This is a genomic window from Haladaptatus caseinilyticus (genome assembly GCF_026248685.1).
Lineage (GTDB): Archaea > Halobacteriota > Halobacteria > Halobacteriales > Haladaptataceae > Haladaptatus > Haladaptatus caseinilyticus.
This window is the reverse complement of sequence record NZ_CP111037.1, coordinates 168348-182286: the sequence shown is the minus strand read 5'-3', so window position 1 is coordinate 182286 and position 13939 is coordinate 168348. Positions and strand designations below refer to the sequence as shown.

12 protein-coding genes are annotated in these 13939 nt (G+C 59.4%); 9 read left to right on the top strand and 3 right to left on the bottom strand.

Features of this window, described 5'->3' with window-relative positions; genetic code table 11:
- Window positions 1-21: 21 nt before the first annotated feature.
- The 3 genes from OOF89_RS15160 to OOF89_RS15150 all read right to left on the bottom strand — a co-directional run bounded on the left by OOF89_RS15160 (window position 22) and on the right by OOF89_RS15150 (window position 3393).
- Window positions 22-1308 carry a hypothetical protein gene (locus OOF89_RS15160; RefSeq protein ID WP_266080523.1) on the bottom strand — a complete coding sequence of 429 codons (1287 nt, stop codon included), beginning with the start codon at window positions 1306-1308 and terminating at the stop codon, window positions 22-24.
- Between the two features lie 80 nt (window positions 1309-1388).
- Window positions 1389-2378, bottom strand: coding sequence for a transcription initiation factor IIB (locus tag OOF89_RS15155; protein ID WP_266080521.1), 990 nt, complete (start codon window positions 2376-2378; stop codon window positions 1389-1391).
- Between the two features lie 391 nt (window positions 2379-2769).
- Window positions 2770-3393 (bottom strand): phosphoribosyltransferase, encoded by a 624-nt coding sequence (locus OOF89_RS15150; protein WP_266080519.1) that lies wholly within the window; start codon window positions 3391-3393, stop codon window positions 2770-2772.
- Between the two features lie 224 nt (window positions 3394-3617).
- On the opposite strand from OOF89_RS15150, the gene OOF89_RS15145 reads away from it, so the two are divergent.
- The 9 genes from OOF89_RS15145 to OOF89_RS15105 all read left to right on the top strand — a co-directional run bounded on the left by OOF89_RS15145 (window position 3618) and on the right by OOF89_RS15105 (window position 13938).
- Window positions 3618-4211, top strand: a complete 594-nt coding sequence (locus OOF89_RS15145; protein WP_266080517.1) for a hypothetical protein — start codon at window positions 3618-3620, stop codon at window positions 4209-4211.
- Window positions 4212-4248: 37 nt separating this feature from the next.
- Window positions 4249-5277, top strand: coding sequence for a zinc-dependent alcohol dehydrogenase (locus OOF89_RS15140; RefSeq protein ID WP_266080515.1), 1029 nt, complete (start codon window positions 4249-4251; stop codon window positions 5275-5277).
- Between the two features lie 3 nt (window positions 5278-5280).
- Window positions 5281-5658, top strand: a complete 378-nt coding sequence (locus tag OOF89_RS15135) for a 6-pyruvoyl trahydropterin synthase family protein (protein ID WP_266080513.1) — start codon at window positions 5281-5283, stop codon at window positions 5656-5658.
- Window positions 5658-6734, top strand: coding sequence for a glycosyltransferase family 4 protein (locus tag OOF89_RS15130; RefSeq protein ID WP_266080511.1), 1077 nt, complete (start codon window positions 5658-5660; stop codon window positions 6732-6734). The genes OOF89_RS15135 and OOF89_RS15130 overlap by 1 nt, the downstream gene beginning before the upstream one ends.
- Window positions 6731-7582, top strand: coding sequence for a class I SAM-dependent methyltransferase (locus tag OOF89_RS15125; RefSeq protein WP_266080509.1), 852 nt, complete (start codon window positions 6731-6733; stop codon window positions 7580-7582). The genes OOF89_RS15130 and OOF89_RS15125 overlap by 4 nt, the downstream gene beginning before the upstream one ends.
- A gap of 247 nt (window positions 7583-7829) precedes the next feature.
- On the top strand, window positions 7830-8861 hold the full coding sequence (locus OOF89_RS15120) for a DUF1616 domain-containing protein (protein ID WP_266080507.1): 1032 nt from the start codon (window positions 7830-7832) through the stop codon (window positions 8859-8861).
- Between the two features lie 3 nt (window positions 8862-8864).
- Window positions 8865-11864: an FtsX-like permease family protein gene (locus OOF89_RS15115; RefSeq protein WP_266080505.1), complete on the top strand. Its 3000-nt coding sequence runs from the start codon at window positions 8865-8867 to the stop codon at window positions 11862-11864.
- Window positions 11857-13572, top strand: coding sequence for a sodium/phosphate symporter (locus OOF89_RS15110; RefSeq protein ID WP_266080504.1), 1716 nt, complete (start codon window positions 11857-11859; stop codon window positions 13570-13572). Before OOF89_RS15115 ends, OOF89_RS15110 begins: the two co-directional genes overlap by 8 nt.
- A gap of 90 nt (window positions 13573-13662) precedes the next feature.
- A complete protein-coding gene (locus tag OOF89_RS15105) occupies window positions 13663-13938 on the top strand; it encodes a hypothetical protein (protein ID WP_266080502.1) in 276 nt (91 codons plus the stop codon).
- Window position 13939 lies beyond the last annotated feature (1 nt).

Here is a 13939-nt window from a genome sequence, read left to right as displayed (position 1 = left end):
TACCGGGAACTGAGGGTCGACTCAGAGGCTGTAAAACAGCGGCCACGACAGCACACAGACCCACAGCACGAGACCGATTTTCACCACCGTGTTCCAGCGACCCGCTTCGTTCTGTCGAGCACCGCCGACCGCGAGCAGACCAACGATGCCGATAATGGAGAGTCGGTGAAGGACGACCATAATCGGGAGGACCGTGACGCCGATGTATCCATAATCGAGCAGGAATCCCAGCCCTAACCCGAACGTCGCGACACTGAACCAGTCGGGCGATTTGCCACCCGCCGGGAGTCCAACGGCGACGAGAGGAAGACCGACGACGAGAATCAGGTAGCCGACACCAGCAATAGCTTTCACCGGAATCGCCGAGACGGTGGTTTCAACGGTGATGCTCGTAGTACGAACCGCGAGCGGCAAACAGGAAAGACAGAAAAAGAGAACGATGCCCCGTTGGGACGTTTCCATCGATAGCCACGAGACGACCCTTCGAGCCGATGACCGCAGGGATTGCCCGACGCCGACCGAACCGAAGAAGAGCGCAATCCAGAGGAGCGTCACTGGATGCAGGTCGCTCACCGGCCGTAAATCGACGACCGAAACCCAACCGTCGCCATCAGCGATACCACCATTTGCGAATCGTTTGCGGGAAATGCCATCGACGTACCATTTCCCGTAGAACTGGCTATCGAGGTAGTACTGGGCCGACGCGAGCGACCCAACCGAATGCCGTAGTCGAAACCAGTCCCAGTGTTCGTGGTGTGCTTGAATCGCCGTCCACGTTTCGTTTCCGTTGCCGCCTTCATACAACCTGAGGTGATAGCGCGACCCGAAGTAGGTACCATCGTGGAGTTGGGCCGTCTCCGAGATCCAGCCGCCACGTGAACCGGGTGCCTGAATGTAGGTGTATCGCACCGCACCGGTGGTATTGTCCCATTGAACGGACTCGCCGTCCGTCTTTCTCGGGTCGTCCTCACCGCCGATACCTTGCCACTCACGACTGTCGTTTCGCCACTCCGATCCCCGGCGATTGCGTAGTTGAGTTACGACGCGCGAAGCATGGCCGCGAACGACAGCGTTGATAGGGAGCGTCAACGAGTCGAACGACTTGCGCCGACTCGTGAAGGGCCACAGTTGTACCTCGCTGTTCGGATGCGGCGAGACGATCCGTACGTCCTCAGCGCCCTTCGAGATGTCTTCATCCGATGTGGTCTGCGTGAGAATCCCTGGCTGAGCGACGAGAAGACTAGCGAGTAGGAGGAACGCGAAAATCGATGCGACGTAGCGACGCAACCCGATTCGAGACTCGGGCATCTATAATCAACTGATACAGCATCGTATGAAATGAGTGTGGCGGCCGATTCGAGTACGGACCCGTTCGCTGTTACCAGAGATCAGGCGACGGCACGACGGTCTTCCGCCGATTCGAGCAGTTCCTGGTATCGGTTACGAATCGTGACTTCGCTCACGCTCGCGACCTCGCTCACTTCGCTCTGGGTTACCTTCTCGTTGGTGAGCAACGCACCGGCGTATACTGCCGCCGCAGCGAGTCCGACTGGACTCTTTCCGCTGTGGACGCCCTGCTTTTTCGCGGCTTCGAGCAGGTCGTGTGCCCTCCGTTCGGATTCATCGCTGACGTCGAGGTCAGAGGCGAACCGAGTCACGTAGCTCTGCGGGTCGGCCGGTTGGATTTCGAGGCCGAGTTCACGCACGATATACCGGTAAGTGCGTTTGAACTCCATCCCCTCGATTCGGCTGACACTTGCTACTTCGTCTAGGCTGCGAGGCACGCCGGACTGTCGAGCGGCGGCGTACAGTGACGCGGTGGCGACACCCTCGATGGAACGGCCCGGAAGGAGGTCCTCGTCGAGCGCGCGTCGATAGATGACGCTCGCCGTTTCGCGGACGTTTTTCGGCAGGCCGAGTGCGGAGGCCATCCGGTCGATTTCGCCAAGCGCCTGCTTGAGGTTGCGCTCCTTGCTGTCGCGGGTGCGGAACCGCTCGTTCCACGTTCGGAGTCGCTGCATCTTCTCGCGCTGACGGGCGCCGAGAGTGTTGCCGTAGGCGTCCTTGTTCTGCCAGCCGATGTTGGTCGAAAGCCCCTTGTCGTGCATCATCTTCGTCGTCGGCGCGCCGACGCGGGATTTTTCATCCTTCTCTTTGGCGTCGAAGGCACGCCATTCCGGCCCTCGGTCCACGTTGTCTTCATCGACGACGAGACCACACTCGGCACAGACGGTTTCGCCATGGCCCGTGTCGGTGATGAGGTTCCCACCACACTCGGGGCAGACGTTCTCCTGTTCCTGTTCGTCCTCGCTCTCGCGCTCTTTTTCGTGGGTCGCTACGCCGGACTCGTCGTAGCGCTGGATTCTTGTTGAAGTCATGGTTGTGCGTTGGCGGAGGCTCCCGGCAGGGAAAACCTGAAAAATCCCGGAAGCTTGCTTCCTAACCAGTAGTTAGGACGAAACGTACTTAAGCATTTCGGAATATGGTGTGATCTTCACTCTACCGTATTCCCGGTTAATGAAGTCTGAATCCGGGGTTAATCGCAGTTTGAACGGACACTACTCTGAAAAAGGTGAGGCGAAACCGACAAAACCGTTTCGATATTACGTCCGCCGGTTACTGCTGTTGTCCTCTATACTGCTGTCAATTACGTCGCCCTCAGTGGAACAAAACGAGCGAATACGGTGTCTGTTCACACCCGACAGTACCGATGTTTTGATTGCGGCCGATGCGAACGAGCGCTTTTCCTTCGAAGACAGTCATCTGCACTTATTCACGCAGATACGTCCGTGCAACTTCGTCCGGCACCTGGCCAAACACACGGTAGAACTGGCCGACTGCCCCGAAATGCGGTGGTGCCTCGATGCAAATGACCTCGTCCGCTTCGCTATGCAGTCGCTCGATGGAACTGGGAGATCCGACCGGAACGGCGAGGATGATGTGACTCGCACCCGCATTCTTCACCTGGCGAATGCAGGCAACCGTCGTCGCACCGGTTGCAACTCCATCGTCAACAACGACGACGCGTTTGCCATCGAGATCCGGTATCGATCCAGTACCACGGTATTGTGTCGCTTTCACACTAGCCTCCTCGGCCTTTCGTTGGCGCTCCCGTTCGACGTATGCGTCAGTGGCCCCAACACGCTCGATAAGTGCGTCGTTCAACCAGACGCTCCCATCGGCTCCGACGGCACCGATCGCGAGTTCCGGGTTGCCGGGTGCGCCCAGTTTTTTCGCGACCACCACATCCAACGGCACATCGAGTGCATCCGCCACCGGACGTCCGACCGGTAATCCACCGCGCGGAATCGCGAGTACAATATCGGTTGTTACCTCCTCACTACGGACGAGTTCCGCGAGTCGTTCCCCCGCATCCGTTCTGTCCTTGAACATGGTTTCCCCGTCTGAATTGACGGGCGAAGCGTGAATAAAGATACGCGCCGGTGGTCGCCCACCCGCCGAAAAACATTCTTCATCCATAACAATTATGCCAGTATGGAGTCTCTATCGAGAAAACTGAGCAGAATGAGCGATACGTCTCCCACGGATAGTCCGCTTTATGAAGCGATGGGTGGGGGCTCCCAATTCGAGTTCTCCGGAGTCGAACTGACGAGAAGATGACTCGTGTGTCACAGGAATACGTCCTCAAACGGTGGCTCGAACTCGAAGTCCAAAAGCCGGACGTCCCGACAATGGACGTCAGTTCCCTCTCGGAACAAGAAGCGCTCGACGAACTGTTGAATGCGAAGCCAGGTGCCGCGTCGTTCGTTTGGCGGAAGGCACCTATCGAATGGCGACGGCTAACGCTCTCCCGAGATGCGTTCGAGGGGCTACGAGTTATCGACGGACCGGAAACGCTGTCGTGGCGAGCGCTCTCTCCGGACGATACGATTCTGGGTGCGGCAAGACGTATTTCAGCGGGTGATATTGCCATACTGGAATCAGAGACGGGAGTCGATGTACGTCGCGTGCGGGCATTTTCCGAAAACCCATCCGATGACCCACTCGTCTTGATCGACCATCGTGACTGCTTGCCGCCACGCGTTGCGGACGGTAACTATCGAGCGACTGCGCGGGCGCTTCGGATGCTAGAATTAGGTTCCTACGACACAGTACGTGCATATCTTGGCGTTCCTTCGAAATCGCTACTGGAATCCATTCGAGAGTCAGTGTGCGACCTCGTTCGGCGACGTCGTGGCCGAACGTGGTAGCCGAAAGGGATTTGTTCAAATCCGTTGCATGACATATGTGCCATCCGCACGATCGGTTTACTTCACGGGGGCACGCGAACTCGACATTCGCGTGGAAGGGGTTTCCGAACCGGGACAGGACGAAGTGCTCGTTCGAACGGAGGTTTCGGCGGTCAGTCCGGGTACCGAACTCCTCGTGTATCGGGGCGACGCTCCGACAGAATTGGCAGCTGACGAAACGATTAGCGCGCTTTCAGAAACGCTCGAGTTCCCGCTCAAATACGGCTACGCAACGGCTGGAACCGTGGTGGCAATCGGTGAAAACGTTTCGCACGAGTGGATGGGCGAGTCAGTGTTCGCGTTTCATCCACATACCAGTCGCTTCCTCGCGTCGCCGACGGATCTCATCCGGATACCGGGTGGGATCTCACCGGCGGACGCCGTCCTCTTACCGACCGTCGAGACGGCGGTGAACTTCGTCCTCGATGGCGCACCGAAAATCGGTGAACAGGCGGTCGTCTTCGGTCAGGGTCTCGTCGGATTGGTAACGACTGCCCTCCTTGCGGACTGCCCGCTCGCGAACCTCGTGACGCTCGACTGCTACGCCAAGCGACGCGAACTCGCCAGGGAAATGGGTGCGGATTGCTGTCTCGACGCGAGCGGTAACGTGCGCGAAGAAATCGAAACCGTCCTTTCCCAAATGGGAACGCCGAACGGGTCGGATTTGACCTACGAACTCTCCGGCAATCCCGCAGCGCTGGACGATGCAGTGGCGGTGACGGGATACGATGGGCGGTTGCTAGTCGGGTCGTGGTATGGTGAGAAGCGTGCCGAGTTGAATCTGGGTGGGTCGTTTCATCGGAGCCGTATCAACATAGAAAGCACGCAGGTGAGTACGCTCGACCCAGAGCTGCGAGGGCGGTGGGATACCGAACGCAGGATCACCGTCGCCTGGCAACGACTCGAACATCTCAATTCCAGTTCCCTCGTTTCGCATCGAATTCCCATTGAAGACGCCCACGAAGCGTACCAGCTGTTGGACGAACGGCCGGACGAGGCGGTGGGTGTACTCCTGACATACGACTAACCAATGTACGAAGTAACCGTTTCAAAGACGTTCGTCGCACAGCATTATTTGACAGTCCCGAACCCCGGTCAGGAAGGGGACCACCACTCCCATCGCTACAAGGCGGAAATCCATCTCCGTGGCGACTCGCTGGACGAGTTCGGCTATCTCGTGGATATCGACGCCGTTCGTCAGTCGATGAACGGGGCGATTAGCCGGTACGAGGACGAAACGTTGAACGACCTGCCGGAGTTCGAAGGACGAAACCCCAGTGTCGAGCGTTTCGCCCGATCGTTTTGTGAACGTGTGCTCGGCGATATCGATACCCCGGAAGTCACGGAAATCGGGGTCACACTGTGGGAAGACGACGATGCATACGCTCGTTTCGAACGGCCAGTGTGATGCGTCTCGGATTCGTCGTCTACGGGTCGCTTTCGGAGCGTTCGGGGGGGTTTCGATACGACCGAAAACTGGTCGAAACCCTCCGTGAGCGAGGGCATACCGTACAGGTCATCACTATCCCGTGGCAGTCGTACGGTCGCTGTCTCCTACATAATCTCTCGTCCCGACTCCGATCGCGACTCTCGGGGTTCGACGTCCTCATGGAGGACCACCTCTGTCATCCATCGCTGATCTGGCTGAACCACGGTCTCGACGTGCCGGTCGTTTCCGTTGTTCATCACCTTCGGTCGGACGAACCGCGAGCGGGGTGGAAAAACCGTGGCTATCGGCGGGTCGAGCGCAACTACTTCCTGACTCTCGATGGTGCGATTTGTAACAGCGAGACGACGCGACGGTCCGTCCTCGACCTGCTCGATTCCAACGATTCGAACTATTTACCGACGACGGTCGCGTACCCGGCAGGTGACCGGTTCGAACCATTGCCACCGGTTCGTCGGACGTTCGATGGAACCCTCCATCTCGTCTTCCTCGGTAATCTCGTTCCCAGAAAAGGACTGCACGTTCTGCTCAACGGGCTTTCGTCGGTGTCCGGAGACTGGCATCTCACGGTTATCGGGTCATCGACGGACAAGGAGTATGCAAACCGAATGCGTCGCCTTCGTGACGACCTCGGTCTCCGCAGGAACGTCTCGTTCACGGGGAGACTTCCCGACGAGGCTGTTGCCGGGCATCTCGCTCGAAGCCACGTGCTGACCGTTCCGTCGCTGTACGAGGGATTCGGTCTCGTCTACCTCGAAGGAATGGCGTTCTCGCTTCCTGCCATCGCGACGACGGCGGGCGGCGCGAGCGAAATCGTCACCGATGGCGAAAACGGGTTTTTGCTTCCACCGGCGGACCCCAGCGCGATCTCCGAAGCGGTTCGAACGGTGCGGGACGACAGGGACGAACTCGGACGAATGAGCACGGCAGCACGGGACCGATACGACGCGCAAACGGGATGGGACGACGCGACGGACGCGGTCGAGCGATTGCTCGATACCGTCATCGAACACGAACCGATTTCCACGAAACCATGACGTTCCAACAGTATCTCGACGCGAAACGGACGGTGGACGATAGGGCGTTGAATCGCCGCGTACTCGGTCAGTTCGAGTGTGAGCTTTCGGACGGAATTCGAATCCTCGAAATTGGTGGTGGAACTGGTGCGATGCTCGAGCGACTCGTCTCGTGGAAGCGTCTTCCGAAACGGGTGCAGTACACAGTCCTCGATATAGATCCGGAGAACGTCGCAACTGCTCGTGAGCGATTGGTCGCCTACGGATTCGAACCCGAAGATGAGACTTTGCGACTCGACGACGGCAATCACCAGCTGGGGGTGACGTTCGAAGTCGCGGACGCCGTGGAATTCGTGGAAAAGACCGACGAGCAGTGGGACGCACTCATCGGGCATGCGGTCGTGGACCTGTTCGACCTCGAGACCGCACTTCCCGCATTTCTTTCGGCACTCGCGCCCGGCGGCGTGTGTTACTTTCCGATCACCTTCGACGGAGGGTCGTTTTTTCATCCGCCGAATCCACTGGACGAACAGGTCGAGCGGCTGTATCATCGAAACATGGGAGGGGGAAGGGGGTTCAGCGACGCAGGACGTCGATTGCTGGCCGACCTCCCGGGCCACGAAGCAGAGATACTCGCCGCAGGAAGTTCTGACTGGGTGGTGTATCCACGGGATGGTTCGTATCCTGCGGACGAAGCCACGTTTCTGAATTACATTCTGGAAACCGTGGCGTCGGTGGTCGGTAACGACCGCGACATCGACTCGGACGCGTTCGCGGAGTGGTTTCGAACGCGTACGCGACAGGTCGAACGGGGAGAACTCACGTACATCGCCCATCAAATCGACGTGCTAGCGACGCGGATCCGATAGTTGGAAAGAGTTCCAAGATGGTAACGTGAGCAGACTCTCAGTTCCCCGGCGTCGGGCGAAAGTGACCCTTCCGAAACCGACCGTTTCCGGTCTATGGCCATTGTTTTCCGTCCTCCAATCGTTCGATATACGACGAAAAACCGTCGAAACAGCAGGACAAACGTCTAACTATTTCCCTTCTTACCACGCAACCGAGTGTCAAAATTTCAGAAGGATACTTGACGATGGCTATTGTCGGACTAGCAGAATGAGTGACACGTCGGACTCCCATCGAGCCCTCCGTTTATTTTTTACTCTCGTTATGGTGGACGTGTTCTCAGTTCTCGGGGCCATCGCTCCGTTCGCTCCGGGGATCCGCGAACAACCGATTAGATTGGTTCTCACGCTACCGTTGCTCCTATTCTTCCCCGGTTACGCCGTCGTCACAGCCCTGCTTCCAGTGGCCGATGGCGGGAAATCGAACCGCTCCAACGGAACAGTAGCGATCCAGTTCGATGAGTTGGAGCGTAACGTGTTTGCCATCGGTATCAGCGTTCTCCTCGTCGCCGCAATCGCGTTGACGCTGGATCATGCCGGTATCGGCATCCGAGCAGTTCCGGTGACGGTGTCGGCGGGTGTCTGCACTTTCGCCGCATCAGTGGTCGCTGCACTGCGTCTCCGAACGGTCGGTGACAGATGCCTCGGCGATTCGATACGGAACTGGTGGAATGAATCTCGGCGACGGGTTCGAACACCGAAGATTGCTCCCCGACTCCGCTCGAATCTGGATCGGCGATTGAACGTCGTATTGGTCCTCCTGATTCTTGCATCGGTCGGGAGCATCGGGTTCGCACTTGCCGGTCTCGACCATACCGAGTCGTACACGACGATGTCCCTCCTCACGAAAAACGGCTCGGAGATGGTACCGCCGGACGGACGGTCGCTCGTCCGGAGCGACGAACCACGGGACCTACGAATCGGTGTCGAAAACCACGAGGGTCGCACCGTTCGGTATACCGTCATCGTCCAGCGACAGCAGGTCGCTGCCGACGACCCGACGTCGGTAACGAACCGAAGAACGCTCGAACGGTTTCGAGTGACCCTCACCGACGGTGAGAGGCGACAACTCGATTACTCCGCTCCGCCAACCGTCGTCGGAAACCGTCAGCGAGTGGCATTCCTCCTCTACAAGGGTGGCCCACCACCGACGCCGACGATGGACAGCGCGGCGCAGGAAACACATCTGTGGACCACACCGGCGAACGAATCGAAGACTACCCGACGAGGAGAGCGAGGGTAAGACATGGGGTATCGACGACACCTGTTGACACGGTGGTCTCGACGTGATGCGCTCGCCGTCCTCGTTGTCGTCGTAACCGTGGCGTTCATCACGGGCGTAACACTGGTCGTTCTCGCCGCGGGTTCCCAGACGACGTCTATAGCCAAGGAGTACGATGCTGGCGGACGAGCGACCTACTACGAGACGATGCAGGAAGCCCGCGTTGACGCGGACGACGGCGCGCTCGTTCTTCCCGTCGCATCGGTGACGAAATCGAACGGGGTGTCGACGTTCGTGGTCGGCGTTTCGTGTGACCGAGCCCGAGAATTTCGAAAACACACGTCGTATTCGATGCCGTGTTCCCCCGATTCGGGTGTTTCTAGCGGCGTCGTCGCGTCCAAAACGAAACAGACGGTGACCGGAGAAGCGACCCGACGAACGCTTCTCATCAATTCTCGAAGCGATGATGAGTCCATCATTCCACCGTACTGGTACGTGGCGGACGAGTCGGTCGTCGACCGTCTCGGGCGCACGGGGGCTTTCGTCGTCGACCCGACTTCCGGAAACGAAGGAAACCAACCCGACGACGGTACCCCCCTCCGGTCGGCACTCCCGTTCTTCCTCGCGGGAATCGAACAGGTCATCACCGTCTTGGGTGTCACTGCCGTCGGGACCAGCGTTCTCGTCGGCGTGACCGTGTACGGCGTTACGAGGATGCACACGCGCGACAGACGACGTGCGATTCGCGTCGTCCGCGCAACCGGTGGCGTACCCGGACGGATCCTCCGCCTATACGGGATTCGAGCGGGGGCAATCACTGCCGTCGGTACCGTGCTCGGTTACGCAACGGGCGTCGTTGCCACGAACGTCGTCGTCAACGCGGCCATCTATCTCGGCATTCCGACATCGCTCTCGATTCACGTAACGCCACGTGCGGCGACGTTCCTGCTGCCATTGTACGGCGTCACTATCGTAGTCGGAGCGATGGCGGGCGTTTTGGCCGCATGGCGAATCACTCGTCACCCCCCGATACCCTCCGGTCTACGGTTCAGCTCGTCCTGCTGGCGGTCGTCCGTTCGCGATACACTCTCCGGAATGCGCTCACTAACGCTGCTTGATTGGCGGGTTCTCGTTCCGAGCGTCGTACCGCTCGCGGCGTTTGCAACGGTCGTTATTCTCGTCGCCTCGATCACGGGAGTTGTCACGCCACTCGTCCAAACCAGCGGGACGACGATTTCGGATACGAATGCCCCCCATCCGATCTCCAGTCGTGTCCCCGCGAACTATGCGACCGCGCTCGAGACCCGTGGCACCGAGGCGAGTCCCGAAATACTCGCGTTCGCCGTCCACGACGGCGAACCGATGGTCGTTCGAGGGATGCAGTTCGAATCGTTCGCGAGAGTATCGAACGCCAGCCTCGTCCGAGGACGACAACCGCGTTCCCCCGGTGAGGCTGTTATCGGTGCCGACCTGGCGCGGACGCTCGACCTCGCACCGAACGACACGGTGACGCTCGGCGGAAGTACGACAGCCGGTATCGACCGGGTGACTATCGTCGGCGAATACGCCGCACCTGGGGCGATGGACGACCAACTGCTCGTCCCACTCCCGACGGCCCGTCACCTGGCACGCGTCGAACCGGGGATGGTTCAGCTGATTCGAACCCCGACCGCTATCGCTTCGGACGAAAACGGTGACGCCGTTATCGGCGACGTCTCCGTCCCGACGCGGATACGAAAGGGGGCAACAATACCCATTCGAATCCAACTCGAAAATCTCGGTTCGAACCGAGTAAACAAGTCGGTTCGGGTGCACGTCGGCGATAGGACACGCTCGAAAACCGTCTCGCTCGGTGCAGGCGAGCGCCGCGAAGTCGCCATCCGCGTTCCGACGACGCGTCTTGGCCCGAAACGGGTTACCGTCGGGGGATATAATCGGACGGTTCGAGTCGTTCCGCGCGACGCCATCGAACTCCACGGGGTTCCCGAGCGCACTCCACCGAACAGCACACCTCTCGTTCGTGTTTCGGGTATCGGTGGGGATCCGATACGGAACGCGACCGTCTCGGTGGGGGACGAAACGACGACAACGGGATCGAACGGGACGGCGAGGGTTCGATTCGGTTCACCAGGGAACGCGACGATTCGTGCCACGTCCGGGGAACAAATGACGACGAGGACGATTCAGGTCTCTCAAACCGCGTCACGGACGCTCGTCGGTCATCTTCGTGTGCAACCGCGCAAACCGACGCTTCTCACACGACCGACCGCACGGGTCGCGCTCACCAATCCGTGGAACGAGACGCTCTCGCGAACGGTCACGATTGCGACCGAAAGCGACCGACACACCCGTACGATACGGTTGAAACCGGGCGAGCGGAAGACGATTAGAACGCAACTTGACCATCGATCACCCGGTTCGGTCACCGTCCGTGCGATGGTCGGCGGCCGGACAGTCGCCGAGAGGACGTATCAGGTCGTCGGCGACGATCGAATCGCAAGCGCGCTTGCCAACAGCGGACGGAAGGGTGAAACCGGCATCAGTCGTGCAATCACCACCGCATTCGGCGACCTCAACCTTCTCGTCGGCGTGTTCGTCTGTTTAGCAGGATTGATGACGGTCGGGAGCACCACGGCGACGGTCGCGTACACCGTTCATTCTCGGCGGCGAGTGGTCGGTGTGTTTCGTGCGACGGGTGCGTCCCCGTTCCGCATCCTCTCGCTCATCCTCTTCGATGCGGTGGTGGTCGGGACATTTGCGACCCTCCTCGCGTTCGCAGTCGCTATCGCTACGGTGTCAGTCTTGGCCAAAGCAGGATTGCTCGTCATGTACGGCGTTCGAATTACCCCGTTGCTCAACCTCCCCGTGGTGGTTGGTGTCGTTGTGGGTGGAATCGGTGTCATGTGTCTCAGTTCGGTGTTCGTCGCCGGGACGCTCATCGGGGAAGACCCCGACTCACTCCTCTCCGAACGTCCGCCGCAAACACGACGGTCCGCGGAGTCAGGTGGTAAATCGAATGAGTAATCGCCGAGGAGACGCCCTCGTCGCACTGACCGTTTTCGTCGTGAGCGTCGCAATGCGGATGCTTCCACTTCACTGGACCCCCCTTCCGTACAATGTCGATGGGTTTCATTTCGCCGCGCTCGCCCGGACGGCGGGAGCGACGGGCCACCTCTCCGCCGCTTCGCAGTTACTCAACCCCGACGAGTACGTCCTCACCGCATACTTGGCGGCGGTCAGTCAAGCGACCGGTATCGAGCCACTCGGCATCGCACAGTTTCTCGTGGCTATCATCGGAACCGTTCCGGCGCTCACGGTGATCGTACTCATTCGGCACGTCTGTGAGCGACTCGAATGGAAGCCATCACACGCTCGCCTCGCGGCGCTTCTCGCCGGGTTGATACTGGCGTTCGAAGGGGTGTATCTCGGTCGGTCGGCGGCAGTCAGTAGCGAGATGCTCGGGCACGCGCTCGTCATCCTTTCGGCGCTCGCATTTTATCGAGCCCTCCGAACCGAACGCCCAGCGTGGATGGCGCTCACGCTCGCGTTCGTGGTAGCCCTCCCGGTTACGCACAATCTCAGTTCGATGATTGGCGCGCTCGTGCTCCTCGCCATCTTCGTCCGCGCGCTCAAGAATCCGACGAGGCGGCGAATCGTCTTCGGCTCGACAGTCCTCGTCCTGTTTTGGACATACATGTTGGTTTATTACTACTATACGGGACTCACTGCGGCGGGATATATCACGGAACTCCCCGGCCTCTTTCTCGCATGGGTGATATTCCTCGTCGTCCTCGCCCAGTGGCTTCCGTCCGCTGGGACCGTCGTCCAACGATTCGTTCCGGCTGGTGTCGTCGTCGGTGTCGTTGCCCTGTTGGTCGCTAATCACTTCCTCCCGATTTTCCCCGGGTCCGCCTCGACGGCACCGTTACAGTTGGCGTTCCTGATTCCCGTCGCGAGCATCGGACTCGTTGCCGCGTGGGCACTTCCGAAGTTATCGGGAGACGAGGGAGTATCGGCCGTCGTCGTTGGCCTGCTCGTCGGACCACTCGCTCTCATCGGTTTCGCCATGACCAGCAACCTCACGCACGAGTACGAAGCACTCGCCGTTCGCGGACAGATATTCGTGCATTTTGCTCTGGGTATTCTCGCCGCCATTGGGGCCGTGGAAATCGGATATCGACGCGGTTCAGCATCGTCGCTATCCGTCGCTCGGCAAGCGGTCGTTCCACTCGTCGTCCTCTGTATTCTCGTCAGCGCGCCGTTTGCGTTCACCGGGCTACACGCAACATCCGCACAACCGACGGTCACATCCTCCGAATTCGCCACAGGGACGTTCGCGTCGAATCACATCGAAGGTGGCTGGCTCAGCGACGGTCACATCGCGTTCATGTCGTCGCGATATTACCCGTATCGGACCAGCGTACAATACACGCCGCTCTATCAATGGCTACACGGAGGCGGATCGTCACCGAACTGCCCGGTCGTCGCACAACGGTCCTGGACGACAGTCGGCGCACAGGTCTTCCCGTCGTCGCCGGTTCGAATCAATACCCAGCGGTACGAGCGCTGGACCGCACGCAGGGACGTGGTCTACTCAGCCAGCGGCCGCGACCCACTCGTGGTGACGATGCCACGAGGGACCGACGACTGTCCGGTCGAACCGGGGGACAGACCCGCTTCGGCGTTGGGTCCCTCGCACATCGAGTCGGAGAATCGAACCACAAAGGCATGAATCCTGCCGAGATATCTTACAAAATTCCAGCCTTGAAGGCGTCCTCGATAGCCGTTACTTTGGTAACAGTTCCGATAGTACATCGATCGAATGCCGACACAGCGTCGCCGCCGCTTCGTTTACGGACAGACTGTCTGGATGCTTCTCTGTCTCTTCGTCCTAAACGTGCTCCAAACGTATTCGGGTGATCTGTTTTTCGCCATGTCGTTTCTCGGATTTCTCGTCCTGACTGAACTCACGGCACCGGTCTCCCTGACCCCGCTTTGGCGACGACGTCTCCGGTGGTTCATCGTTTTCGGTTTCGCCGTGTTCGGACTCATCGTCATTCGTCGAATCCTCGCAATTCTACCCCCAGGGGTGCTCTAAT

Coding starts and splice junctions, on each gene's coding strand:
- OOF89_RS15145 (WP_266080517.1), top strand. CDS start 3,618: ATGACTCGTGTGTCACAGGAATACGTCCTCAAACGGTGGCTCGAACTC.
- OOF89_RS15160 (WP_266080523.1), bottom strand. CDS start 1,308: ATGCCCGAGTCTCGAATCGGGTTGCGTCGCTACGTCGCATCGATTTTC.
- OOF89_RS15155 (WP_266080521.1), bottom strand. CDS start 2,378: ATGACTTCAACAAGAATCCAGCGCTACGACGAGTCCGGCGTAGCGACC.
- OOF89_RS15125 (WP_266080509.1), top strand. CDS start 6,731: ATGACGTTCCAACAGTATCTCGACGCGAAACGGACGGTGGACGATAGG.
- OOF89_RS15130 (WP_266080511.1), top strand. CDS start 5,658: ATGCGTCTCGGATTCGTCGTCTACGGGTCGCTTTCGGAGCGTTCGGGG.
- OOF89_RS15105 (WP_266080502.1), top strand. CDS start 13,663: ATGCCGACACAGCGTCGCCGCCGCTTCGTTTACGGACAGACTGTCTGG.
- OOF89_RS15110 (WP_266080504.1), top strand. CDS start 11,857: ATGAGTAATCGCCGAGGAGACGCCCTCGTCGCACTGACCGTTTTCGTC.
- OOF89_RS15135 (WP_266080513.1), top strand. CDS start 5,281: ATGTACGAAGTAACCGTTTCAAAGACGTTCGTCGCACAGCATTATTTG.
- OOF89_RS15150 (WP_266080519.1), bottom strand. CDS start 3,393: ATGTTCAAGGACAGAACGGATGCGGGGGAACGACTCGCGGAACTCGTC.
- OOF89_RS15115 (WP_266080505.1), top strand. CDS start 8,865: ATGGGGTATCGACGACACCTGTTGACACGGTGGTCTCGACGTGATGCG.
- OOF89_RS15120 (WP_266080507.1), top strand. CDS start 7,830: ATGAGTGACACGTCGGACTCCCATCGAGCCCTCCGTTTATTTTTTACT.